The 22783-nt window shown below is 72.6% G+C and carries 24 protein-coding genes and 1 tRNA gene; 9 read left to right on the top strand and 16 right to left on the bottom strand.

Annotated features, from left to right (window positions below):
* Window positions 1–9: 9 nt before the first annotated feature.
* Entirely contained in the window at window positions 10–1113 is a 1104-nt protein-coding gene (locus AB4Y78_RS10065; RefSeq protein ID WP_441713471.1) for a serine hydrolase domain-containing protein, read from the bottom strand.
* 72 nt (window positions 1114–1185) lie between these two features.
* Between AB4Y78_RS10065 and AB4Y78_RS10060 the strand changes: the two genes are divergently transcribed.
* Entirely contained in the window at window positions 1186–1770 is a 585-nt protein-coding gene (locus tag AB4Y78_RS10060) for a nitroreductase family protein (protein WP_441713472.1), read from the top strand.
* Here the strand turns inward: AB4Y78_RS10060 and AB4Y78_RS10055 are convergent, their stop codons facing one another.
* The 8 genes from AB4Y78_RS10055 to AB4Y78_RS10020 all read right to left on the bottom strand — a co-directional run bounded on the left by AB4Y78_RS10055 (window position 1771) and on the right by AB4Y78_RS10020 (window position 12772).
* Window positions 1771–2169, bottom strand: a complete 399-nt coding sequence (locus AB4Y78_RS10055; protein WP_007928179.1) for a VOC family protein — start codon at window positions 2167–2169, stop codon at window positions 1771–1773.
* Between the two features lie 45 nt (window positions 2170–2214).
* The gene (locus tag AB4Y78_RS10050) at window positions 2215–3324 is read right to left on the bottom strand and encodes a uroporphyrinogen-III synthase (protein ID WP_441713473.1); all 1110 of its coding nucleotides are present in this window, start codon (window positions 3322–3324) and stop codon (window positions 2215–2217) included.
* The gene (gene nirD / locus AB4Y78_RS10045; RefSeq protein ID WP_306513554.1) at window positions 3321–3713 is read right to left on the bottom strand and encodes a nitrite reductase small subunit NirD; all 393 of its coding nucleotides are present in this window, start codon (window positions 3711–3713) and stop codon (window positions 3321–3323) included. Before nirD ends, AB4Y78_RS10050 begins: the two co-directional genes overlap by 4 nt.
* Window positions 3710–6301, bottom strand: a complete 2592-nt coding sequence (gene nirB, locus AB4Y78_RS10040) for a nitrite reductase large subunit NirB (RefSeq protein WP_441713474.1) — start codon at window positions 6299–6301, stop codon at window positions 3710–3712. The genes nirD and nirB overlap by 4 nt, the downstream gene beginning before the upstream one ends.
* Window positions 6302–6311: 10 nt before the next feature.
* Window positions 6312–7850, bottom strand: a complete 1539-nt coding sequence (locus tag AB4Y78_RS10035; protein WP_441737097.1) for an FAD-dependent oxidoreductase — start codon at window positions 7848–7850, stop codon at window positions 6312–6314.
* Window positions 7847–9985 (bottom strand): molybdopterin oxidoreductase family protein, encoded by a 2139-nt coding sequence (locus AB4Y78_RS10030; protein WP_128276767.1) that lies wholly within the window; start codon window positions 9983–9985, stop codon window positions 7847–7849. The genes AB4Y78_RS10035 and AB4Y78_RS10030 overlap by 4 nt, the downstream gene beginning before the upstream one ends.
* A complete protein-coding gene (locus AB4Y78_RS10025; protein WP_007928192.1) occupies window positions 9985–11340 on the bottom strand; it encodes an MFS transporter in 1356 nt (451 codons plus the stop codon). The genes AB4Y78_RS10030 and AB4Y78_RS10025 overlap by 1 nt, the downstream gene beginning before the upstream one ends.
* 109 nt (window positions 11341–11449) lie before the next feature.
* Window positions 11450–12772, bottom strand: a complete 1323-nt coding sequence (locus tag AB4Y78_RS10020) for a nicotinate phosphoribosyltransferase (protein ID WP_441713477.1) — start codon at window positions 12770–12772, stop codon at window positions 11450–11452.
* A 15-nt stretch (window positions 12773–12787) separates the two neighbouring features.
* Here AB4Y78_RS10020 and clpS point away from each other — a divergent pair, with 15 nt between their 5' ends.
* The 5 genes from clpS to AB4Y78_RS09995 all read left to right on the top strand — a co-directional run bounded on the left by clpS (window position 12788) and on the right by AB4Y78_RS09995 (window position 16457).
* Window positions 12788–13078: an ATP-dependent Clp protease adapter ClpS gene (gene clpS, locus AB4Y78_RS10015; RefSeq protein WP_441713478.1), complete on the top strand. Its 291-nt coding sequence runs from the start codon at window positions 12788–12790 to the stop codon at window positions 13076–13078.
* Window positions 13078–13707: a DUF2017 domain-containing protein gene (locus AB4Y78_RS10010; protein ID WP_265229781.1), complete on the top strand. Its 630-nt coding sequence runs from the start codon at window positions 13078–13080 to the stop codon at window positions 13705–13707. The genes clpS and AB4Y78_RS10010 overlap by 1 nt, the downstream gene beginning before the upstream one ends.
* Window positions 13704–14516 carry a glutamate racemase gene (murI, locus tag AB4Y78_RS10005; RefSeq protein WP_265229780.1) on the top strand — a complete coding sequence of 271 codons (813 nt, stop codon included), beginning with the start codon at window positions 13704–13706 and terminating at the stop codon, window positions 14514–14516. Before AB4Y78_RS10010 ends, murI begins: the two co-directional genes overlap by 4 nt.
* Window positions 14513–15280, top strand: coding sequence for an MBL fold metallo-hydrolase (locus tag AB4Y78_RS10000; RefSeq protein ID WP_007928200.1), 768 nt, complete (start codon window positions 14513–14515; stop codon window positions 15278–15280). Before murI ends, AB4Y78_RS10000 begins: the two co-directional genes overlap by 4 nt.
* A gap of 139 nt (window positions 15281–15419) precedes the next feature.
* Window positions 15420–16457, top strand: coding sequence for a S66 family peptidase (locus tag AB4Y78_RS09995; protein ID WP_441713480.1), 1038 nt, complete (start codon window positions 15420–15422; stop codon window positions 16455–16457).
* Here the strand turns inward: AB4Y78_RS09995 and AB4Y78_RS09990 are convergent.
* Entirely contained in the window at window positions 16454–17308 is an 855-nt protein-coding gene (locus AB4Y78_RS09990) for an alpha/beta hydrolase family protein (protein ID WP_441713481.1), read from the bottom strand. The genes AB4Y78_RS09995 and AB4Y78_RS09990 overlap by 4 nt on opposite strands.
* Window positions 17309–17350: 42 nt before the next feature.
* Between AB4Y78_RS09990 and rph the strand changes: the two genes are divergently transcribed.
* Both rph and rdgB read left to right on the top strand, forming a co-directional pair.
* Entirely contained in the window at window positions 17351–18109 is a 759-nt protein-coding gene (gene rph / locus AB4Y78_RS09985) for a ribonuclease PH (RefSeq protein ID WP_441713483.1), read from the top strand.
* A complete protein-coding gene (gene rdgB, locus AB4Y78_RS09980; protein WP_441713485.1) occupies window positions 18106–18747 on the top strand; it encodes an RdgB/HAM1 family non-canonical purine NTP pyrophosphatase in 642 nt (213 codons plus the stop codon). Before rph ends, rdgB begins: the two co-directional genes overlap by 4 nt.
* Before the next feature lie 109 nt (window positions 18748–18856).
* On the opposite strand, the gene AB4Y78_RS09975 is transcribed toward rdgB, so the two are convergent.
* Both AB4Y78_RS09975 and AB4Y78_RS09970 read right to left on the bottom strand, forming a co-directional pair.
* On the bottom strand, window positions 18857–19051 hold the full coding sequence (locus AB4Y78_RS09975) for a hypothetical protein (RefSeq protein WP_259920898.1): 195 nt from the start codon (window positions 19049–19051) through the stop codon (window positions 18857–18859).
* 123 nt (window positions 19052–19174) lie between these two features.
* Window positions 19175–19256 (bottom strand) — tRNA-Leu (locus AB4Y78_RS09970).
* Between the two features lie 542 nt (window positions 19257–19798).
* Here AB4Y78_RS09970 and AB4Y78_RS09965 point away from each other — a divergent pair.
* A complete protein-coding gene (locus AB4Y78_RS09965) occupies window positions 19799–20257 on the top strand; it encodes an OsmC family protein (RefSeq protein ID WP_259909658.1) in 459 nt (152 codons plus the stop codon).
* Window positions 20258–20266: 9 nt separating this feature from the next.
* On the opposite strand, the gene AB4Y78_RS09960 is transcribed toward AB4Y78_RS09965, so the two are convergent.
* Genes AB4Y78_RS09960 through AB4Y78_RS09945 form a run of 4 tightly spaced genes read right to left on the bottom strand, consistent with a single transcriptional unit; the run spans window position 20267 to window position 22767 of the window.
* Window positions 20267–21025, bottom strand: a complete 759-nt coding sequence (locus AB4Y78_RS09960; protein ID WP_259909659.1) for an energy-coupling factor ABC transporter ATP-binding protein — start codon at window positions 21023–21025, stop codon at window positions 20267–20269.
* On the bottom strand, window positions 21022–21783 hold the full coding sequence (gene cbiQ / locus AB4Y78_RS09955; protein ID WP_259909661.1) for a cobalt ECF transporter T component CbiQ: 762 nt from the start codon (window positions 21781–21783) through the stop codon (window positions 21022–21024). The genes AB4Y78_RS09960 and cbiQ overlap by 4 nt, the downstream gene beginning before the upstream one ends.
* 1 nt (window position 21784) lies before the next feature.
* A complete protein-coding gene (locus tag AB4Y78_RS09950; RefSeq protein ID WP_040881781.1) occupies window positions 21785–22084 on the bottom strand; it encodes a PDGLE domain-containing protein in 300 nt (99 codons plus the stop codon).
* Entirely contained in the window at window positions 22081–22767 is a 687-nt protein-coding gene (locus tag AB4Y78_RS09945; RefSeq protein ID WP_128276762.1) for an energy-coupling factor ABC transporter permease, read from the bottom strand. The genes AB4Y78_RS09950 and AB4Y78_RS09945 overlap by 4 nt, the downstream gene beginning before the upstream one ends.
* Window positions 22768–22783: the final 16 nt, after the last annotated feature.

Genomic DNA, 22783 nt, shown 5'->3' with positions numbered 1-22783 from the left:
GTGAGGATGTCATGCCCCGGCGACGAGCAGGCCCCAGAAGTGGTCGAAGGCAGTCGTCGTCGCGGGGGAGTCGACGGTGACCGCCGTGGCGAGGAAGGCGGCCCGCCCAGTGGCCGGATCGGCATAACCGATGGTGCCCAGGCCACCGGCCCATCCCACCTGCCCGCCTGGACGGACCTCGACGGTGAGCCCCCAGTCGCAGCCCGGCTCGATGAACCCCGCTGCGGTGAGCCGCTGCTCGTCGGTGAGCGTGCCGGTGCGCAGAGCCGCGAGGGACTCGGGCGAGAGGACGGTGGGACCGCCGACGAGCGAGCGCAGGAAGGCCAGCTGGTCGGGCACGGTCGAGACGAGCCCGGTGGCAAGGGACGCGAAGGGAGGCGGGTCCACGAAGGTGCCCGCCGGGAGCTCCACGGGCCTGAGCCCTCCCCCCTCGGGAGCCAGCGGTGGGGCCAGGCAGGTGGCGTCGGCGCTGTAGCCGGTGTCGGTCATCGCGAGCGGCTGCAGCACGTGCTCGGTGAGCAGCTCGGGGACGCTCGACCCGGTGGCCCGGGCGAGCAGCACCCCGAGGACGTCGCTGCTCGTGTGGTACCGCCAGGCCGTGCCGGGCTGGTCGGCCAGCGGCACGCTGCCGAGTCGGCTCATGAAGTCGTCGGGTGACATCGTTGGGCAGAAGGGGCCGGGGGCGACCTGCTCACGGGCGAGGGCATCGGCGAGGGGGCCGGGCTCGCTCACCCAGCCGAAGCCCGGGGTCATCGTCAGCAGGTGCCGCAGCGTGATCGGTCGCTCGGCGGGGACGGTGGCGGACAGATCGGCAGCGGGGTCGACGAGCACCCTCGGGTCGGCCAGCTCGGGCAGCCACGCCGCCACGGGGTCGTCGAGGGTGAGGACGCCGAGCTCGACCAGGCGCAGTGCGAGGACGCCACCGATGGGCTTGGTGCACGAGCTGAGGGCGACCTGGGTGTCCCGCGTCATCGGTGCTCCGCTGGGGGAGCGGGCCCCACCCACGCGCAGGCGGGCTCCGTCGGCATCCGCCACGCCGACCGCCCAGCCCGCGAGCTCGCCGGCACCCTGCAGCCGGTCGAGGGTGCGGGTGAGGTCCTCGAGTGCGTTCATCGCCCCACCGTGGCACGGATCTGCCGGGCGCGGCGAAGGGGGAGTGCCCCCCTTCGGCAGCACACTGGAGCCATGACCTCGTGCACGATCCCCGACCTCCCCGAGCTGCACCCGACGCTGGCCCACCGCTTCAGCCCGGTGCGCTTCCGGGAGGACGCCGTGGTCGAGCGAGCACACGTCGAGACGATGCTCGAGGCCGCTCGGCGGGCGCCCTCCGCGGGCAACTCGCAGCCGTGGCGCTTCGTCGTGGGGGTGCGGGGGGACGACGTGCACGAGCGCATCGTGCGCCACCTGGCTCGTAGCTCAGGGGCGTGGGCGCCCGCCGCGTCGGCGATCGTGGTCAACCTCGCCGTGGTGGGCATCGAGGACGCGCCGGGCTGGGAGTACTCGGAGTTCGCGACCTATGACCTCGGTCAGGCGGTGGCGCACATGTGCGTCCAGGCGCTGACCATCGGGCTGGACAGCCACCAGTTCCGGGCCTTCGACCGCGAGGGGGTGGCGGCGGAGCTTGCCGTCCCGCCGCACCTCGAGGTCGTCTCGATGACGGCCTTCGGCGTGGCCGATCATCGCCCGGGCGAGATCCCGTCACCCGGGACCAGTCGGGAGCGGCTCGCTCTCGAGGAGATCGTCTGGCTCGAGGCCGGCGACGGGGCCTGATCAGTCCCGGGCGGCCAGCTCACCGTCGGACCTCAGCACGCAAAACAGGTTGCCCTCCGGGTCGACGAGGGTCACCCACCCGGTGCCGGGACCGTAGTGCCCGCGAAGGTCGGCGTGGAGGCTCGCGCCGTGGGCGAGCAGGCGCTCGACCTCCTCGGCCTGCGTCAGGTCGGTCGGCCGCAGGTCGTAGTGCATCTTGGTCTTGCCCGGCGTGGGGTCCGGGACCTCGATGAAGAGCACCCTGTGCCCAGTGACCGGGTCGACGAGCATGCACTCCTCGTGCCCGGGGCGGTTGGGGTCGCCGGGCACGTCGGTGTAGCCGATGACGCCCTTCCACCACTCGCTGAGGGCGTAGGCGTCGCGGCAGTCGAGGGTGGTGTGCGAGATGCGGGAGGTCATCCGCTCACCCTCGCGGCAGGTCAGCGGAGCCGCAAGCGGATTGCGTCAGGCCGTCGCGAGCCGGTAGCCCCGCTTGACGACCGTCTCGACGACCCGTCGGTCCCCGATCGCCTCACGCAAGCGGCCGACGGCCACCTCGACGGCGTGACCGCTCGCGGAGTCGCCCGGCAGCACCTCGAGGACGTCGGCACGGGTGACGACATCTCCCTTCGCGTCGATGAGCAGGTGGAGCACGGACAGGCCGCTCGGGGAGATGGCGAGCACCCGGTCGCCGAGGAGCGCGGCGGTGCTGCGCAGCTGCAGCGGTCCGGCGACGGTCTCGACGGCGGTGGCCATCATCGCCTCGTAGTGGCCGACCAGGGCTCGCACGAGCGACCCCAGCCGGGCCCGCTCCGGGAGCAGCGGGCTGATGCCGACGTGCTCGAGCGGGCGCGCGGTGACCGGCCCGACGGCCGCGACGACGAGACGGCCGGTGCGGACCCGGCCGACGATCGACGGCAGAACGCCGGCGTCCCGAGCCGCGTCGAGCCAGGCCGCCGCGGCCGGTGCGGAGGTGAAGACGACGACGTCGATGTCACCCACGGCCGCCTGCTCGACGCCGCAGGTCACCGCGTCGGCATCCGGTGGTGGCCCCCAGCGGTAGACCACGAGAGAGGTCACCGTGGCACCGGCGGTCGCCAGATCGACGTCGAGCTCGTCGCACCCTGCGCCGTGGTGCTGGATCGCGATGCTTTGTCCCGCAACGCCTTCAGTGATCAGGAAGTCACGGATCTCAGCGGAGGTCTCCGACTCGGCGACCCAGTCCGCGTCGTGCCCGGCCGCCTGGATCGCGCCGCGCGCCTTGGGGCCGCGGGCGACGATCCGGGTCCGGTCCAGGACCTCGTGCAGCTCCTCACCCAGACCCGTGGCGTCGGCCGCCTCAACCCACCCGCGGAATCCGATCGCCGTCGTCACGACGACGACGTCGGGCGGTGCGGCGAGGAGGGCCCGGGTCCGCTCGACGAGCTCCGCGTCGGCGGTGTGCGGCACGATCGTCAGCGCCGGGGTGTGCACGACCCGGGCACCGCGCCGCTCGAGGGCGGCGCGCAGGTCACCGGCGCGCCGGTCCCCGGTGACGAGGACGACGCACCCGGCGAGCAGTTGCGGCAGGCTCACGTGACACTGCGGTCGAAGGGGGAGCCCGTCACCTCGTCGCCGCGCGGCTCGATCCACACCTCGCCGTCGACGACGGCCACCGGCCAGGTCCGCAGGTCGACCGGGTCGCTGCCGGCCCCGTCGAGGCAGGCGCCGGTGCGCAGGTCCCAGACCTGCTTGTACATCGGCGAGATGACCGTCGGGACCCCGCCGCGCGTGCCGACGAGCCCGCGGGCGACGACGTGTGCGCCGCTGTAGGGGTCGAGGTTGGCGATGCCGTGGACCTCGTCGTCATGGGTGCGGATCAGCGCGACCTGCACACCGTCGACGAGGGCGACCGCGCCGCGCTCGGGAACGAGGTCGGTGAGGGCGCACAGGCGTACGCGGGCCTGTGGGGGAGCAGCGGTCATGAGCGGACCTCCAGAGTCGTGCCGGCGATGAGGACGGACCCGGAGGTGCGCTCCTCCGGGGTGGCGGGACGGGCCTGGCCGCGCTCGCCGACGTAGGCGAGCGAGTCGTCGACCGCGTCAGGGGCATTGACGAAGGACGCGAAGCGGGCCAGCTTGTCCGGGTCGGCGAGCGTCGCCGCCCACTCGTCGCGGTAGTTGCCCACGTGGGCGGCCATCGCGGCATCGAGGTCGTCGGCGATGCCGAGGCTGTCGTCGATGACGACGGCACGGATGGCGTCGAGACCCCCTTCGTGCTCCTCGACCCAGGGGGCGGTGCGCTGCAGCCGGTCTGCGGTGCGCACGTAGTACATGAGGAAGCGGTCGATGGTGCGCACGAGCGTCTCGGTGTCGAGGTCCTCGGCGAGCAGGCGGGCGTGCTTGGGGGTGAATCCGCCGTTGCCGCCGACGTAGAGGTTCCACCCCTTGTCGGTGGCGATGATGCCGACGTCCTTGCCGCGGGCCTCGGCGCACTCACGGGCGCACCCGGAGACGCCGAGCTTGATCTTGTGCGGCGAGCGGAGCCCGCGGTAGCGCAGCTCGAGGTCGATCGCGAGGCCGACGGAGTCCTGCACGCCGAAGCGGCACCACGTCGAGCCGACGCAGGACTTCACCGTGCGCAGCGACTTGCCGTAGGCGTGACCCGACTCGAAGCCGGCGTCGACCAGCCGCCGCCAGATGCCGGGCAGCTGGTCCATCCGGGCACCGAAGAGATCGATCCGCTGGCCGCCGGTGATCTTCGTGTAGAGGCCGTAGTCCTTGGCGACCTCGCCGATCGCGATGAGCCCTTCGGGCGTGACCTCGCCGCCCGGGATGCGCGGGACGACCGAGTAGGAGCCGTCCTTCTGCAGGTTGGCCATGACGTGGTCGTTGGTGTCCTGCAGGGTCGCCTGCTCGCCGTCGAGGATGTGCCCGGTGCCGAGCGAGGCGAGGATCGAGCCGATGACCGGCTTGCAGATGTCGCAGCCGCGGCCGGTCCCGTGGCGCTCGATGATCTCGCTGAAGGTCCGCAACCCCTGGACCCGGACGATGTCGAAGAGCTGGGCACGCGACTGCTCGAAGTGCTCGCACAGCGCACTGCTCACCTCGACGCCGGCGGCGGCGAGCTCGCTCGTCACGAGCTTCTTGACCAGCGGAAGGCAGGAGCCGCAGCTCGTGCCCGCGAGGGTGCACGCCTTGACCCCCGCGAGGTCGGTGCAGCCCCCTTCGCCCACGGCACAACGGATCTCGCCCGCGGTGACGTTGTTGCAGGAGCACACGGAGGCCTCGTCGGGCAGGTCGCCGGCAGGTGCCGGCGCGGACCCCTCGGGCAGCAGGTAGGCCGCGGGGTCGCCGCCGAGCTCGCGACCGACCATCGGGCGAAGGGAGGAGTAGGCACTGGCGTCGCCGACGAGGATGCCGCCGCGCAGGGTGCGGGCGTCGTCGCTCATGACGAGCTTCTTGTAGACGCCCGCGACGGGGTCGGAGATGACGACCTCGAGCGAGCCGGGCTCCTGCGCGAAGGCATCGCCGAAGCTCGCGACGTCGACGCCCAGGAGCTTGAGCTTGGTGGACAGGTCGGCCCCGGGGAAGGTCCCGGCACCGCCGAGCAGCCGGTCGGCGACGATCTCCGCCATCGTGTAGCCGGGGGCGACCAGGCCGAGGCAGCGACCGCCGATGCAGGCGACCTCCCCGATCGCGTGGATCGCGGGATCCGCTGTGGCACAGGCGTCGTCGACGACGACGCCCCCGCGCTCGCCGATCTCGAGCCCGGCCTCGCGGGCGAGCTCGTCACGCGGGCGGACGCCGACGGCGAAGACGACGACGTCCACGTCGAGCGCGGGGCCCTCGCTGAACTTCATCCGGGAGACGGCGCCTCGCTCGCCGACGATCTTCGACGTCGCGGTCGAGGTGCGCACCGAGACCCCGAGCCCCTCGATGAGCCGCTTGAGCCCCTCGCCACCACCCTCGTCGACTTGGAGCGGCATGAGCCGTGGCGCGAACTCTACGACCGTCGTCTCGACCTCGAGCGCCCGCAGGGCGCCGGCCGCCTCGAGGCCGAGCAGGCCGCCGCCGACGACCGCGCCGCGGACCGGCCGGTCGAGCTCCTCCCGACGGGTCTCGACGAACTGCCGCAGGTCGGCGACGTCGTCGATCGTGCGGTAGACGAAGGCGCCGCGCAGGTCCTTGCCGGGCACCGGTGGCACGGCGGCGTAGGAGCCGGTCGCGAGGACGAGGGAGTCGTAGGGCAGGACCTGGCCGGTGCTCGTCGTCACCGTCCGGGCGTCGCGGTCGATGCTCTCGGCCCGGACACCGCGGCGCAGCGTGACGAGCGGGTCGTCCCACAGCTCCTGCCCGCCGAGGGCGAGGTCCTCGGGGTGGCGCCCGGTGAAGTAGGAGGTGAGGGCGACGCGGTCGTAGGGCGCGCGCGGCTCCTCGCACAGCAGCGTGACGGCCCACCGCCCGGCGTCGTCCCGGGCGCGCAGCGCATCCACGAGCCGGCGGGCGACCATGCCGCCGCCGACGACGACGAGCTGTTGCGGCTGGGTGGTGGAGGTGGTGGTCTCTGGCATGGCGCTCAACTTAGGAAGCCCTCGTTTCGGCTCGGTCTTGGTCGTGTTTCCCCGGTGTGAACCCGCCCTCACCGGGTGCAGTCGTGGGCTGTGAGGGGCCCGTGTCTGCGCCGAGCCAGTCGAGGATCCCGCACACCGCATCGGTGCACCCACCGCAGCCGGTGGTCGCCCGGGTGCTCGCGGCGATCTGCTCCACAGTCGTTGCGCCGGAGGCGAACTCGGCGCGGATGTCCCCCTTCGTCACGCCGTTGCACCGGCAGATCGTCGCCTGGTCCGGGATGAGCGAAGGGGAGTCGCGTCGCGTCGTCGTGGCGGCCGGAGCGATGGCCGGCAGCAGCAGGTGCGCCGGGTCTGCGGGCAGGGGAGTGCGACGGGTGTAGGTGGTGATCAGGTCGGTGCCGACGCGGCCTGCCCCCACGGCGGCCGCGCCCACGAGCAGGCCGTCGCGCACGACGATCTCGAGGTGCCGTCCGGCGGCCGGGTCGCTCAGCCGCACGACGCGCAGGCCGGGGTCGTCGACTCGCCCGCTGCCGCACACACCCATCGTCACGATGTCGACACCGTGGGTCTTGGGCTTGACGACGTCGCCGACGCCGGTGGTCACGGCCTCGGGGTCACGACCGGTGAGCAGGTCGGCGAGACGGCGGGCCTGCTCCCACCCCTGGGCGACGAGGCCGCTGGCGCCGCCGGGAGGTTGGGCGCAGTCACCGATGGCGTGCACGTGCGGGTCGCTCGTCGTCAGGTCGGCGTCGACGAGGACGCCGCGGTCGACCTCGAGGCCAGCCTCGGCCGCCAGCGCGACATGGGGCACGGTGCCCGTGCACAGCACGAGCAGGTCGGCGGCCAGGACCTCGCCGTTGGTCAGCTGCACCCGTCGCAGCCGGCCCTCCTCGACGACGATCTCCTGCGCCCCGACGCCGACCCGCTGGTCGACACCGGTCCGGCGCAGGGTCGACTCGACGACCCGGCTGGCGGCCTCGTCGAGCTGGCGCTCCATGAGGGCGGGGGAGGGGTGGACGACGGTGACGGCGAGGTCGCGTCGGGCGAGCCCGCTCGCGGCCTCGAGGCCGAGCACGCCGCCGCCGAGGACGATGGCGCGGCGGGCGTTGAGGGTCGCCGCGATGATCTCGCGGGCGTCGTCGATGGAGCGCAGCACGTGGACGCCGCTCGGCAGGTCGCCGCCGGCTGGATCGTCACCGAGACCCGGGACCGTCGGGACCCGGGCGGCCGCACCTGTGGCGATGACGAGCTCGTCGTAGGGGACGCGCGTGTCGTCGGCGAGGACGACGTCGCGGCGTCCACGGTCGATCGCCCGCACCGCGACGCCGCGCTGCACCGTGACGCGCGGGTGGTCGGGCGCGGGGAGGGCGATCGCCGAGAGCCCGCGCGTGCCCGCGACGACGTCGCTGAGCAGCACTCGGTTGTAGGGCTCGCAGGCCTCGTCGCCGAGCACCGTGACGAGGTGTTCGCCGGCGTGGTCGGCCGTCGTGAGGTCCTCGACGAAGCGGGACCCGACCATCCCGTACCCGATGACGACGATGTGGCTCATGCGCTGACCTCCAGCGGTTCGGGGACGAGATCGGTCGTGCTGGCGGCGACGTCGACGGCGCACACCTTGAACTCCGGCATCGACGAGATCGGGTCGACCGCGTCATTGGTCGCCCGGTTGACGCTCCCGGCGCCGGCGAAGTGGAAGGGCATGAAGACGGTGTCCGGCCGGACCCGGTCGGTGATCCGCGCGGGAGCGGTGACCGTGGCCCGCGCCGTGCGCAGGTCGAGCTGGTCGCCCTCCTCGATGCCCAGGCGGTGGGCGAGGAGCGGGTGCACCTCGACGAAGGGGGTGGGTTGCGCCGCGAGGAGCGCCGCCACCCGACGCGTCTGGGCCCCCGACTGGTAGTGCTCGAGGACGCGCCCGGTGATGAGGAAGAGCGGGGCGTCGGGACGCAGGTCCTCGGCCGGCCCGAGGTGGTCGACGGGCACGAGCCGGGCCCTGCCGTCGGGCGTGGGGAAGTCGTCGAGGAAGGCGCGCGGTGTGCCCGGGTGCGGGGCCTCCCCTTCGCCGGTGGCGGGGCAGGGCCAGTGCAGGTCGGTCTCGCGGTCGAGGCGGGCGTGGCTCAGCCCGGAGTAGTCGGCGCGGCCGCCGACGCTCGCCCTGGCCAGCTCGTCGAAGACCTCCGACGGGACCGTCGACCACGTGCCCGGGGCATCGAGGCGGGCGGCGAGCTGGGCCCACACCCACAGCTCCGAGACGACGCCGTCGGGCGGGTCGATGGCCTTGCGGCGACGGATGATGCGGCCCTCGAGGTTGGTCATCGTGCCCTCCTCCTCGGCCCACTGCGTGACCGGCAGGACGATGTCGGCGAGGGCGACGGTCTCGGAGGGGACGACGTCGCAGACGACGAGCAGGTCGAGTGCGCGCAGTCGATCGGCGACGGCATCGGCGCGGGGTGCGCTCACGACGGGGTTGGCCCCGTGGACGAGAAGTGCCCGGGGTCCGTCGGGGGTGCCGAGGGAGCGCAGCAGCTCGACGGCCGGCAGGCCCGGGCCGGGCAGGTCGTCGGCGTCGACGCCCCAGACCGCGGCGACGTGCTCGCGGGCGGCCGGGTCGGCGATCATCCGGTAGCCGGGCAGCTGGTCCGCCTTCTGCCCGTGCTCGCGCCCACCCTGGCCGTTGCCCTGACCCGTGAGGGCGCCATAGCCGCTCCCTTCGCGTCCGACGAGGCCGAGCGCGAGGGCGAGGTTGATCGCGGCGGTGACCGTCGCGGTGCCCTGGGTGGACTGCTCGACGCCGCGCCCGGTGAGGACGTGGACGCCCGCGCCTCCCCGTGAGGGGCTGGCCGCCGCGAGCAGCCGAGCGGTCGCCCGCAGGTCGTCAGCGGGTACCCCGCAGACCTGCTCGGCCCGCTCGGGCCACCACGCGGCGACGGAGCGGGCGACGTTGTCGAGCCCGCTCGTCCGCTCGGCGAGGTAGGCCTCGTCGGCGAGCGACTCGGCGAGGACGACGTGCAGCAGTGCCTGGAGCACGACGAGGTCGGTCCCGGGGACGGGCTGCAGGTGGACGCCCTGCCCGTCGTCGGTGAGGTCGGCCGTGGCCGAGCGGCGCGGGTCGACGACGACGAGCCCACCGGCCGCGCGAGCTCCCGCGAGGTGCCCGACGAAGGGAGGCATCGTCTCGGCGACATTGCTGCCGAGCAGCAGGATCGCGCCGGAGGTGTCGAGGTCGGTGACGGGGAAGGGCATCCCCCGGTCCATCCCGAGCGACCGGTTGGCGGCGGCCGCCGCGGAGGCCATGCAGAAGCGGCCGTTGTAGTCGATGTGCTTGGTGCGCAACGCGATCCGGGCGAACTTGCCGAGCTGGTAGGCCTTCTCGTTCGTCAGCCCGCCACCGCCGAAGACGGCCACCGCGTCCGGACCGTGCTCGGTCGCGATCTCACGGAGCCGCCCGGCGAGGAGGTCGAGCACCTCGTCCCAGCCCGTCGGGTGCAGCTCGCCGTCGGCGCCGCGCACCAGGGGAGTGGTGAGCCGGTCGGGGGCGCGCAGCACCTCGGCGGAGGTCCACCCCTTGCGGCACATGCCGCCCCGGTTGGTCGGGAAGTCGCGGGCCGTGACCTCGACCCGCTCACCCTCCGGCTCCAGACTCATCGCGCACTGCAGCGCGCAGTAGGGGCAGTGGCTGTCGACCATCAGATGCCCTCGTCGGCCAGGCGCGCGCCGCGGCGGACGTAGACCGCCCACGTGAGCGTCGCCATGAGGACGTAGGCCGCGATGAAGACCCCGATCGCCGGCACGAGCGAGCCGAAGCCGGTCGTCGACATCGCGAAACCACGCGGCACGAGGAAGCCGCCAACGGCACCGACGGCGCCGGCGATCCCGATGCAGCCGGCGGCACTGCGGCGTGCGATGGCGAGCTCCTCGCCGTCACGCACCCCGGCCCGGAAGACGGCCGGGATCATCCGATAGGTCGCGCCGTTGCCGATGCCGGCCCCGGTGAAGAGCACGAGGAAGGCGAGGAGGAAGAGGACGAAGGAGTGCGCGGAGAGGGCGAGGATCGCCAGCCCCGCGGCGAGCCCCATGACGACGAAGGCCGCGATGGTCACCCGCGCGCCGCCGAGCCGGTCGGCGATGGTCCCGCCGAGCGGTCGGCTCGCGGCGCCGAGGACCGCGCCGACGAAGGCGATCGATGTCGTCACCTCGGGGAACTGGCTCGTGAGCAGCGTCGGGAAGGCCGCCGAGTAGCCGATGAAGGAGCCGAAGGTGCCGATGTAGAGGAAGGAGATGATCCAGGTGTGGGGGTGGGTCGCGGCCTTCGCCCAGCTGCGGTGGTCGGACCGCGCGGTGCTGAGGTTGTCCATGCCGCGCCAGGCGCCGAGCGCGGCGAGCAGCACGAGCGGCACGAAGAGCAGGCCGGCCCGCTCGAGGTGGATCCCGGCGCCGATCGCGATGACGGCGGGGACGACGAGCTGCACGATGCCGGTGCCGAGGTTGCCGCCGGCTGCGTTGAGCCCCAGCGCCTTCCCCTTCTCCGCCTCGGGGAAGAAGAAGGAGATGTTGGTCATCGACGACGCGAAGTTGCCCCCGCCGAAGCCGGCGAGTGCGGCGATCGCGAGGAGGAGGCCGAAGGGGGTCTCCGGCCGGCCCACGACCCAGGCCAGTGAGAGGGTGGGCAGCAGGAGCAGCAGCGCCGAGATGATCGTCCAGTTGCGCCCGCCGACGAGCGGGACCATGAAGGTGTAGGGGACCCGCAGGAAGGCGCCGACGAGGCTCGGCACCGCGATGAGCCAGAACTGCTGGTCCAGGGTCAGCGCGAAGCCGGCGGCGGGCAGCTGCGGCACGACGACGCTCCACAGTGCCCACACGCAGAAGCCGAGGAACTCGGCGAGCACCGACCAGCCCAGGTTGCGGCGGGCGACCGCACGGCCGCCGCCCGCCCAGAAGCCGGCGTCCTCCGGGTCCCAGTGGTCGATCCAGCGGCCGGCCCGACGGACGGGACCGGCGGGGGTGGTGGCGTCAGCGGTGCTCGCGGGCAGCGTCGTGGTCATGCCGGGAGGCTGGCAAGACCGTGTTTCCCCGTCGGTCCGCGGACGTAAAGCCCGCGTTACCCTGCGCGCACACCCGGGGTCGCAGCGCTGTGAGGGTGGGTCGAGACCGCTACGGCGTCTCGGTGAGGAAGACCGTCTCGACGGCCGGCTGACCCTGGCTCAGCTGGTGCGCCGAGCGCGGCAGCTCGGCGACCGAGGCCTCGTGCCGGGCGCGCGCGCCCTCGAGACTCGCGTGCTCGCGCCCGACGACCTCGCCGCCCTCGACGAGCCGCACGAGGAGGTCACGGTCGTCGCCGTCGCCGACCGGCTGCTCCCCGATGCCGAGCACCTCCGCCTCGGCGACACCGAGCGGGTTGCGCCGGCGCAGGGCGTACTTGCGGCCGCCGACCGACTGCTTGTCCTTGCTCTTCTTGGCGACGCCGATCATCCGCCCTTCGTCGTCCTCGCGGGCGACGAGCTTGTAGACCATCGACGCCGTCGGGTGGCCCGACCCGGTCACCACGCGGGTGCCGACGCCGTACGTGTCGACGGGCGCCGCCGCCAGCGCCGCGATGGCGTACTCGTCGAGGTCGGAGGTCACGACGATCTTGGTCTCGGTCGCACCCAGCGCGTCGAGCTGCTCGCGGACCTCGCTCGCCTGGACCACGAGGTCACCCGAGTCGAGGCGCACCCCACCGAGCGAGGTGCCGGCGACCTCGACGGCCGTCCGCACCCCTTCGGTCACGTCGTAGGTGTCGACGAGCAGGGTCGTGCCGACCCCGAGCGAGGTGACCTGTGCCTCGAAGGCCTCGCGCTCGCTCTCGTGGAGCAGGGTGAAGGCGTGCGCGGCCGTCCCGCCCGTCGGCACGCCGTGCCGCCGCCCCGCCTCGAGGTTGGAGGTGGACGAGAAGCCGGCGATGTAGGCGGCCCGCGCCGCCGCGACCGCCGCCTCGTCGTGGGTGCGGCGGCTGCCCATCTCGATGACCGGCCGCGACCCGGCGGCACCGGTCATCCGCGACGCGGCCGAGGCGACGGCGGAGTCGTGGTTGAGGATCGACAGGACGACCGTCTCGAGGATCACGCCGTGCGCGAAGTCGGACTCGACGACGAGCACGGGGGAGTAGGGGAAGTAGGTCTCGCCCTCCGCGTAGCCCCACACGTCGCCGTCGAAGCGGTAGTCGGCGAGGAAGTCGAGCGTCGTCACGTCGACGACGTCGTGCGCGCGCAGGTGCTCCAGCTCGGCGTCGCCGAAGCGGAAGCCCTCGATCGCGTCGAGGACCCGCCCGACACCCGCCAGCACGCCGTAGCGACGGCCGGAGGGCAGTCGTCGCGCGAAGGTCTCGAAGACGCACTGTCGCGACGCGGCGCCGCTGTGGAGCGCAGCCTGGAGCATGGTCAGCTCGTAGTGGTCGGTGAGCAGAGCGGTGCTGGGTCGGATCGTCACGCGCGCCACTCTAGGGTGGAGGGCGTGTCCATCGCCCCCGCCGAGCAAGAGACGAGCGAGCCCGACGTCGTCGAGGCCGTCGACACCCCGTGGATGACGTTGGTGTGGAACGACCCCGTCAACCTCATGTCGTACGTGACCTGGGTCTTCCAGACGCACTTCGGCTACCCGAAGCAGCAGGCGGAGAAGCTCATGATGGACGTGCACCTCAAGGGGCGGGCGGTCGTCTCGACCGGTCCCAAGGAGCAGATGGAGACCGACACCGAGGCGCTGCAGAGCTACGGCCTGTGGGCGACCTTCCAGAAGGACGTGTGATGGCGCGGGCCTTTGCCGCGGACGGCGACCACCTGGTCGCCCTGCTCGACGAGACCGAGCGGGCGGTCGTCGCCGGCCTGTGCGCGCAGGTCATGGACCTCGTCGCGCCGGCCGCCACGACGAAGGGGGAGTCCGCCGACCCCTTCGAGGCGATCGTCGCCGGGCTGGGTGACCTGTCGACGGACGTCGACCCGGGGGTCGAGGTGCCTGACCGGGCCTTCGGCCTCGACCACGACCGCGACCCGGCACTCGACCGGCTCTTCCCGACGGGCAACCGTGAGGACGAGCAGGAGGCCGCCGAGTTCCGCCGCTTCACGGAGCAGGGTCTGCGGCGGCGCAAGCACGAGGGCCTGGCGACGACGATCACCACCCTCGAGGCCGCAGATGCCGACCGGTGGGTCGTCACGCGCGCGCAGGCACCGCAGGTGCTCGTCGCCCTCACCGACGTGCGTCTCGTCATGGGCGAGCGCCTCGGGCTGCGCACCGACGACGACGCGACCCGGCTCGAGGAGCTCGTCGAGACGCTCGACCCGGACGACCCCGCCGTCTTCGCCCTCGGCGTCTACGACTTCCTCACCTGGCTGCAGGAGTCGCTCACCCGGGCCCTCGTCGGCGGGGCGCCGGAGTGAGCGGGAGCGCCCAGCCGATCGGCGTCTTCGACTCGGGCTTCGGCGGGCTGACGGTGGCCCGGGCGATCATCGACCAGCTGCCCCACGAGTCGGTGGCCTACCTCGGCGACACGGCGCGAGCGCCCTACGGCCCCAGGCCGATCGCGCAGACGCGTGAGTTCGCGCTGGAGTGTCTCGACCGGCTCGTCGACCACGGGGTCAAACTGCTCGTCATCGCGTGCAACACCGCCTCGGCCGCAGTGCTCCACGACGCCCGTGAGCGCTACGACGTGCCCGTCGTCGAGGTCATCCGCCCGGCCGTGCGGCGGGCGGTCCTCGCCACCCGCAACCACAAGGTCGGGGTCATCTCCACGGAGGGCACGCACCGCTCGCGCGCCTACCTCGATGCCTTCGCGGCGGCCCCGCACACCGAGGTCTTCTCCCAGCCCTGCGCGCGCTTCGTCGAGCTCGTCGAGGCGGGCACGACCTCCGGGCCGGAGGTGCTCGACGTCGCCCGCGGCTACCTCGACCCCCTTCGTCGGGCGGAGGTGGACACGCTCGTCCTCGGGTGCACCCACTACCCGCTCCTCGTCGGCGCTCTCTCCTACGTCATGGGGGAGGGTGTCACGCTCGTCTCATCGGCGGAGGAAACGGCCAAGGACGTCTACCGTGTCCTTGCGGACCACGACCTGCTGCGTCCCGAGTCGCTGTCGGCTCCGGGGCACGGGTTCACCACGACGGGGGACCCGGAGCGCTTCCGGGTCCTGGCCCGCCGCTTCCTCGGCCCCGAGGTGGCGGACGTCTTCGGCAACATGGGAGAAGAGTCGTGAGGCTCACCGTCGTCGGTTGTTCCGGTTCCTTCGCGGGGCCCGACTCGCCGGCCTCCTGCTATCTCGTCACCGCCGAGCACGAGGGCCGCACCTGGCGCATTGTGCTCGACCTCGGCAACGGCGCGCTCGGGGCGCTGCAGCGGCACACCGACCTGGCCGACCTCGACGCCGTCTTCGTCAGCCACCTGCACCCCGACCACTGCATCGACCTCACCGGCATGTACGTCACCCGCACCTACCGGCCGGAGGGCCCGCTCGCCGACCGCCTCCCGGTCTACGGTCCGGCGGGTGCGGCCGAGCGGCTGGCCGCGGCCTACGAGGGGATCGACGAAGGGGGGATGACCGGGGTCCTCGACTTCCGCCGGCTCTCCACGAGCGTGCCGACGCACCTCGGGCCCTTCGTCGTGCGTGCCTTCCGCGTCAACCACCCGGTCGAGGCCTACGGCTTCCGCGTCGAGGCCGATGGCCGGGTGCTCGCCTACAGCGGCGACACCGATTCCTGCGACGCGCTGACCCCGCTCTTCGCCGACGCCGACCTCGTGCTCGTCGACTCAGCCTTCGTCGAGGGGCGCGACGAGGCCCGCGGCATCCACCTGACCGGACGCAGGGCGGCCGAGGCCGCCGTCGCCGCCGGGGGAGTGGGGCGCCTGATGCTCACCCACATCCCCGCGTGGAACGACCCCGAGGTCTGCCGCGCCGAGGCCGCCGCCGTGTGGCCCGGCGAGGTCGAGCTGGCCTGCCCGGACGCGACCTACGACGTCTGAGCGTCGCCACGGCGCGTCGCGCGGCAGTTCGCTCGTCGAGCGACGAAGCATCGCCGATGTGAGGGTGCCGTGACCCCGAACTGCCGCGCGACACGCCGCCGCGCTCGACGCCGGCCGACGAACCTGCTGGGGTGGGGCCATGGACGCGCGCCTGCCCACCCCCCTTCGCCCCGGTGACACGATCGCGGTCACCGCACCGAGCTCCGGGGTCCCGCCGACCCTGCAGCCCCGCCTCGACCTGGCGGTCGCCGGGCTGCGGCGGCGCGGCTTCGAGGTCGTCGAAGGGGTCTGTCTCAGGGGCGGCGACCACGTCTCCGCGTCGAGGGAGGCGCGGGCGGACGAGCTCATGGCCCTGCTGGTCGACCCGGACGTCGCCGCCGTCGTCCCGCCGTGGGGCGGAGAAACGGGCATTGACGTCCTCCCGTGGCTCGACCTCGACCTGCTCTCGCAGTGCGACCCGACCTGGTACGTCGGCTTCTCCGACACGACCACGACGATGCTGCCGCTCACGTTGCGGGCCGGCTGGGCGACGCTGCACGGCAGCAACCTCATGGACACGCCGTACGCCCCGGCTCCCGGTCACCTTCACTGGCTCGACGTGGCCATGGCCGAAGGTGGCGGGCTCACCCAGACCGCCGCCACGCACCGCCGCGCCGCCGGTTGGGACGACTACGAGGCCGACCCGGGCGTCGACGAGTTGACGCTCACCGAGCCCACCGGGTGGTCTCTGCTCGAGGGGGAGTCCGCGAGCTTCGCCGGGCCGTTGATCGGCGGGTGCATCGAGGTGCTCTCGCCGCTGGCGGGGACTCCCTTCGGCGACGTGTGGTCGTGGGCGCAGGTGCAGGAGCAGCCGCCCGTGGTCCTGCTCGAGGCCGCGGAGGGCAATGCCTTCGAGATCGTCCGCTGCCTGCACGGGCTGCGGTTGGCGGGGTGGTTCGACCGGTGCGCCGGCGTCGTCATCGGCCGCACGCCTGCACCCGATGCGCCGACCCTGACCCACCACGAGGCGGTGCGCGACGCCCTCGGTGGGCTCGATGTGCCCGTCGTGCTCGACGCCGACGTGGGGCACCAGCAGCCGCAGATGCCGCTCGTCCTCGGGGTCCCCACCCGGGTCGAGGTGGGCCCGGAGACCCAACGGGTCACCCAGGACCTCGCCCGCCGGACCGCATCGCCCTAAGGTCGTGCGCGCTCGCCGACCCGTCCGGTGACCCAGGCGGCGATCCGCTCGCCGATGATTTCGGGGGAGCGGGCGAAGCTATAGTGGTTGACCGCCTTGCCCGGGGCGTCCACTGCCTTGGTGAAGGTGAAGCGCTCGACGTCGGCGCTCGCGAAGAGCTCGACGAGTTCGTCGACGGCAGCCGGGGGTGCGAGGGTGTCGTTGTCGAGGTCGACGACGAGCAGCGGCAGGGTGCGCTCGGCGAGTTCCGACGCGATGTTGCGACCCCCGGGAGCCAGGCGTCCGGTGCGGGAGAAGGCCGCCCACTCGCGCATCAGGGTCACCGCCTGCGTCCCGCCGAAGCCGAGGCGCGCGCCGGGCCAGAAGCCGCACAGCCGCGAGATCACCGCGATGAGCTGCGTCTGCGCGAGCGTCTTGACCCCTTGCTGCGCCCGCCAGTGCGGCGTCCCCGACCCGATGAGCACGGCGGCGTCGACTGCGGGCGTCGGGCCGGCGAGGTGCGCAGCGAGGACGTGGCCGCCGAGGGAGTGCCCCAGGGCGACGACCGGGCCGTCGTGCTGCCGGCGGACGGCGTCGACGACTGCCGGCAGCCAGCCGTGGGCGAGGTCGTCGTAGCCGAGGTCGCGTCCGCGGCCGACGTGCGGCAGCGACTCGTCCTGGCCGGTGTAGTCGGCGACGCCGGCGGCCAGGCCGTGCCGGGCGAGCTCGTCGACGAAGGGGCCGTAATAGCCCGCCGGCACCCCCATGGCTGGCATGACGAGGACGAAGGGAGCGGACGTCGCCTCGGTCCCCGCGACGTGCAGGGTCGTCGTCGCGCCACCGGGCAGGGTGATGTCGCGGTGCTTGTCCACGGCGGTGAGCCTACGGCCGTCGTGGATCGTTAGCCTGAGCGCATGACTGACACCACCCCCCGGCACGACGGACGCACCCCCGAGCAGCTGCGCGAGGTGCGCATCACGCGCAACTGGCTCGACCACGCCGAGGGCTCGGTCCTCGTCGAGTTCGGCCGCACCCGCGTGCTCGTCGCTGCGAGCTTCGAGGCGGGGGTGCCGCGCTGGCTCAAGGGCCAGGGCACCGGCTGGGTCACCGCCGAGTACGAGATGCTGCCGCGCTCGACCAACACCCGCAGCGGGCGCGACTCGCGCAAGGGCAAGGTCGGCGGCCGCACCCACGAGATCTCCCGCCTCATCGGCCGCAGCCTGCGCGCGGTCATCGACACCAAGGCGCTGGGGGAAAACACGATCGTCCTCGACTGCGATGTCCTGCAAGCCGACGGTGGCACCCGCACTGCGGCCATCACGGGCGCCTACGTCGCCCTCGTCGACGCCGTCGAGGACGCCCGCAGCCGTGGCCTGATCCCGTCCGGTGCGACGCCGCTCACCGGCTCGCTCGCCGCGGTCTCGGTCGGCGTCGTCGACGGCCGCGCGGTCTGCGACCTCGACTACCCCGAGGACTCCACCGCCGAGACCGACATGAATGTCGTCATGACCGGCACCGGCGAGTTCATCGAGGTGCAGGGCACGGCGGAGGGCGCTCCCTTCGACCGGGCGCTCCTGGGTGAGCTGCTCGACCTGGCCACCACCGGCTGCGCCGCGCTCACCAAGAAGCAGCAGGAGGCGCTCGCCGAGACCCCGCGGGAGCGCGTGCTGTGACCCGGCGGGTCGTCCTCGCGACGCACAACGAGCACAAGGTCAACGAGCTGCAGCAGATCCTCGGCGAGGCGGACCTGGGCCTCGAGATCGTCTCGATGGCCGCCTTCCCCGAGGTCGGTGAGATCCCGGAGACTGAGGTGACCTTCGCCGGCAATGCGCGCCTGAAGGCCGAGCACGTCGCGATGCGCACCTCGCTGCCCGCGCTCGCCGACGACTCCGGCCTGGCCGTCGAGGTGCTCGGCGGCAGCCCGGGCATCTTCTCCGCGCGGTGGTCGGGTCTGCACGACGGGGCGGACCTGCCGCGGGCCGAGAAGGACCGCCGCAACCTCCAGCTCCTGCTCGACCAGCTCGCTGACGTGCCCGACGAGCACCGCCGGGCGGCCTTCCGCTGTGCGGCTGTCCTCGCGATCCCCGGCGGCACCACCGTGACGAGCGAAGGGGAGGTCCCCGGGGTCATCGTGCGGGAGGCGGTGGGGGACAACGGGTTTGGCTACGACCCGATCTTCGTCCCCGACGGCGACACCCGCACCCTGGCGCAGTACACCGACGTGGAAAAGAATGCGATCAGCCACCGCGGCCGTGCCCTCCGCGCCATGGTCCCGCTGCTGCGCGAGCACCTGACGCCCCACGCTGGTTGAGGTGCGAGGCCGCCCGCGGCCGAGCCTCGAAACCTGTCCGGACCCGCGTCTCGAGGCTAAAGCGCGGCTAGGGGCCGATCTGGGAGCGTGCCCACGCAAGGCTGACCATTCAGAGGGGGTCGGTGAACGAGACAGGCGTTTCGGTGGCGCGAGCGTAGGCAATCTCTGAGCGAGTGGACTCGCCGATGTACCCGCCCGGGTTGACCACGAGCACCCTGTCGGCGAGGTCGATCTTGCGCAGGTGGAGTGCGTCCAGCATGGCCTTCTGGTCGCTGGTGACCTCCCCGTCGATCTCGCCGGGCATGAGGGCGATGAGTCCCGAGAGGGTCAGATCCCGGTGTGCCCTACGCAGGTCATCTGCGAACCGCAGATGCACACGATCTCCGGTCGCTCTGACACGGTCCAGTCCTCCACTCAAAATCTCTTGTGCCGAAGGCGGGACTTGAACCCGCACGCCCGTGGACACGGCATCCTAAGTGCCGCGCGTCTGCCATTTCCGCCACTTCGGCTCGGTCGTGCAGTCTAGGCGCTGGTGTAGCGACCCTTCTGTCGGCCGGCGAACGTTTCGGTTGTGGAATGGCAGTTCGGACATAGGTAGCGGACGCTTTCAGGCACGTTGTTCGTCATGTCGCCGTCGATGTGATCAACATGCAACGAGATGGTGTGGCACTTGCCAGTTTCCATCGCACCCGCACATCTCGCACACGTACGGCCGACCGATCTCATTGAGCGCACGTCGGAGTTGCTCAGGCTTGGTCCGGTTTGCGTCGCGAGGCTTCCGGACGAGGATCTGTGCCGCCGTCAGTGGAGGTTTCGTGGGAAGCAGACCACGTTGCGTGAAGTGAGACGTGTCCACTTCGAGCTTCTTCAGCATGCGTCCTATGTGGGCCTGGGTGCCTCCGGCTTGCCTCAACCCCAGGTATCTGAGAATCCCCGCGACCGAAGTCGAGTTGGCAGCAGCCTCTTCCAGCAGTTCCTTTGTGTACTTCCTCCCCATGAGGGAACTCTAGAGTTGACCACCGACAACGATTCTCGCTCAAGGAGGTGCCCGGTGAGCGACCACTCCTTCACCACGACCCTCGCCTGGTCGGGCTCGACGGGCGTCGGCTACGACGACTACTCCCGCGAGTACGAGCTGACGATGGCGTCGATGACGACGCACGCGAGCAGCGACGCTGCCTTCCGGGGCGACGCCAGCCTGCCCAACCCCGAGCAGCTCCTCGTCGCGGCGGCGAGCAGCTGCCAGATGCTCTCCTTCCTCGCCGTCGCCGCCCGGGCCCGCCTCGACGTCGTCGACTACTGGGACGAGGCGGTGGGGGAGATGCCGGAGGGCGAGCGGCCGATGTGGGTGACCCGGATCGTCCTGCGTCCGCACATCACCCTCGCTGCCCCGGCCCCCCGCGCCAAGGTCGAGCGGCTCGTCGAGGTCGCCCACAGGGAGTGCTTCATCGCGCAGAGCCTGCGCAGCGAGATCGTCCTCGAGCCGACCTTCGTCGGCATCACCGACTGATCGCACCGGTCAGCCGCGCGTGCGCCCCGGCACCGACCGCGGGTCGAAGCCGTAGGGCAGCTCCAGCCGGTGCGCCGCCATGAGCTCGCCGTCCGAGAGCACCTCGCGCGTCGCGTCGTCGGCGACAACCCTCCCTTCGGAAAGCACGACCGACCGCTCGCACAGCTGGAGGGCGTACGGCAGGTCGTGCGTCACCATGAGCACCGTGATGTCGAGGCCGTCGACGATCTCGGCGAGCTCGCGACGCGAGGCCGGGTCGAGGTTGCTGCTCGGCTCGTCGAGCACGAGGATCTCCGGTCGCATCGCGAGCACGGTCGCGACCGCGACCCGCCGCTTCTGCCCGAAGGACAGGTGGTGCGGGGGCCGGTCGGCGACGTCGAGCATGCCGACCGCCGTGAGGGCCTCCTCGACCCTGGCGTCGACCTCGTCCGCCGAGAGCCCGAGGTTGCGCGGGCCGAAGGCGACGTCCTGCGCGACGGTCGTCATGAAGAGCTGGTCGTCGGGGTCCTGGAAGACAATGCCGACCCGCCGGCGCACGTCGAGCAGGTGCTCACGGACCACGGGCAGCCCCGAGACGGCGACGGACCCGCTCGTCGGGGTGAGGATGCCGTTGAGGTGGAGCACGAGCGTCGTCTTGCCCGCGCCGTTGGGCCCGAGCAGGGCCACCCGCTCACCGGGGTGGATGTGCAGGTCGACGCCGTCGAGAGCACGGTGCCCGTCCGGGTAGGTGTGCCGGACCCCGCGCAGGTCGATGACGGGCGTGCTCACGAGGTCATCATCGCGCAGACGAGCACCGTGCCCGCGGCCAGGGGCAGCAGCATCGCGAGGACCCAGGTCGTGGCGGGCACGGGCGTCCGGTCGACGCGCAGGCGCCCGTCGTGGCCACGCGAGAGCATCGCGAGGTGCACTCGCTCGCCCCGCTCGTACGAGCGGATGAAGAGCGCGCCGGCGGTGCCCGCGAGGACCGGCCACGAGCGCAGTCCGCCGCCGCGGAAGCCGCGGGACTCGCGGGCCACCCGCATCGCCTGCAGCTGGCCGCCGACGACGTCGGTGTAGCGGACCATGAAGCCGAGGATGAGGACGAGCTGTGCGGGCAGCCGCAGTCGGGCCAGGCCGGCGACGACGTCGGCCGGGGGAGTGGTGGCAGCGAGCAGCAGCGAGGCCCCGACCCCGAGCGTGCCCTTCGCGAGGAGACCCCACGCGCCCCACAGGCCGGCGACCGAGAGGGACAGCGGCCCGACGTCGGTCCGCGGCCCCGTCGCGACGAAGGGCATGAGCACGGCGAAGACGACGAAGGGCACCTCGACGAGCAGTCGGGGAGCCAGGTGCCGCACGGGGACGCGACTGACGAGCACCGTCGTGAGGAGGAGCGCCGCGTGCACCCCGAAGGCCCACACCGCCTCCCGCGGCGTCGCGACGACCGCGACGACGAAGAGCAGCGTGGCGACGATCTTCAGGTGGGCCGGTGCTCGGTGCAACCAGGACCGGCCGTGGTGGGCCAGCGCGTGGTGGTGCGGTCCGGCCACCTCAGTCGCGGCGGCGCACGAGACGCAGCACGAGCCACATGACGGCGGCGGTCAGCGCGACGCCGACGACCCCGGCCAGGCCGCCGGAGAGCGGGCCGTCGACCCCCTTCGTCCCGTAGTCGGCGAAGGGAGACCCCTCGGCGGCGTGGTCGCCGGCGGAGTCGGCGAAGCCGAGGGTCTCGGCGACGTGCTCGAGCCCGTCGGGGTGGCCCGAGGCCCAGGCGCTCACCACGGCCGCGAGCAACAGGCAGACGGCGAGGCCGGCGACCACGAGGGTGCGGGTGGAGACGCGCTGCCTCATCGGGCGACCGCCTCGTCCGCGCGGAGGTGCGGCTCGACGGGTTGCGGGGCCCCGTGCACGAGGTCGGGTCGCACCGACAGGACGGCGGAGACCACGAGACCCGTGATGACGGCCTCACCGATCCCGATGACGACGTGCCACGAGAGCATCGCCGTCAGCAGCGCCCCCAGCTCGACCGGGGCCGTGCCGCCGATCGCGAAGAGCCCGGTGAAGACGGCGGCGGCGGCCGGCACGGACACCAGTGCGCCGACGGACGCGGCCACTGGCACGCTCCCGGTGCGAGCCGGCAGCACCCGTCGGGCCGCCGCAAAGACGGCCCAGCCGACCCAGACGCCGACGATCGCCATGAGGACGACATTGGTGCCGAGCGCCGTCAGCCCGCCGTCGGCGAAGACGAGCGCCTGCACGAGCAGGACGACCGTGAGGCACAGCGTCGCGACCCACGGCCCGACGAGCACGGCCGCGAGGGCACCGCCGATGAGGTGGCCTGAGGTGCCCGCTCCCACGGGGAAGTTGAGCATCTGGGCCGCGAAGACGAAGGTCGCGACGAGCCCGGCGAGGGGAGCGACCCGGTCGTCGACCTCGCCGCGGCTGCGGCGCAGCGCGAGGGTCACGCCGGCGGCCGCCACGACGCCGGTCGCGACCGATGTCGGGACGTCGAGGAATCCGTCGGGGACGTGCATGTGACTCCTTCGGCAG

The organism is Janibacter sp. RAF52 (genome assembly GCF_052114035.1).
Taxonomy (GTDB): Bacteria; Actinomycetota; Actinomycetes; order Actinomycetales; family Dermatophilaceae; genus Janibacter; species Janibacter hoylei.
This window is presented reverse-complemented; position numbering and strand designations above follow the sequence as displayed.

What these genes read in the sequence shown, in the direction of transcription:
- AB4Y78_RS10065 (WP_441713471.1), bottom strand. Translation starts at nt 1,113, where the DNA reads ATGAACGCACTCGAGGACCTCACCCGCACCCTCGACCGGCTGCAGGGT.
- AB4Y78_RS10060 (WP_441713472.1), top strand. Translation starts at nt 1,186, where the DNA reads ATGACCTCGTGCACGATCCCCGACCTCCCCGAGCTGCACCCGACGCTG.
- AB4Y78_RS10055 (WP_007928179.1), bottom strand. Translation starts at nt 2,169, where the DNA reads ATGACCTCCCGCATCTCGCACACCACCCTCGACTGCCGCGACGCCTAC.
- nirD (WP_306513554.1), bottom strand. Translation starts at nt 3,713, where the DNA reads ATGACCGCTGCTCCCCCACAGGCCCGCGTACGCCTGTGCGCCCTCACC.
- nirB (WP_441713474.1), bottom strand. Translation starts at nt 6,301, where the DNA reads ATGCCAGAGACCACCACCTCCACCACCCAGCCGCAACAGCTCGTCGTC.
- AB4Y78_RS10035 (WP_441737097.1), bottom strand. Translation starts at nt 7,850, where the DNA reads ATGAGCCACATCGTCGTCATCGGGTACGGGATGGTCGGGTCCCGCTTC.
- AB4Y78_RS10030 (WP_128276767.1), bottom strand. Translation starts at nt 9,985, where the DNA reads ATGGTCGACAGCCACTGCCCCTACTGCGCGCTGCAGTGCGCGATGAGT.
- AB4Y78_RS10025 (WP_007928192.1), bottom strand. Translation starts at nt 11,340, where the DNA reads ATGACCACGACGCTGCCCGCGAGCACCGCTGACGCCACCACCCCCGCC.
- AB4Y78_RS10010 (WP_265229781.1), top strand. Translation starts at nt 13,078, where the DNA reads ATGGCGCGGGCCTTTGCCGCGGACGGCGACCACCTGGTCGCCCTGCTC.
- AB4Y78_RS09995 (WP_441713480.1), top strand. Translation starts at nt 15,420, where the DNA reads ATGGACGCGCGCCTGCCCACCCCCCTTCGCCCCGGTGACACGATCGCG.
- rph (WP_441713483.1), top strand. Translation starts at nt 17,351, where the DNA reads ATGACTGACACCACCCCCCGGCACGACGGACGCACCCCCGAGCAGCTG.
- AB4Y78_RS09975 (WP_259920898.1), bottom strand. Translation starts at nt 19,051, where the DNA reads ATGCCCGGCGAGATCGACGGGGAGGTCACCAGCGACCAGAAGGCCATG.
- AB4Y78_RS09950 (WP_040881781.1), bottom strand. Translation starts at nt 22,084, where the DNA reads ATGAGGCAGCGCGTCTCCACCCGCACCCTCGTGGTCGCCGGCCTCGCC.
- AB4Y78_RS09945 (WP_128276762.1), bottom strand. Translation starts at nt 22,767, where the DNA reads ATGCACGTCCCCGACGGATTCCTCGACGTCCCGACATCGGTCGCGACC.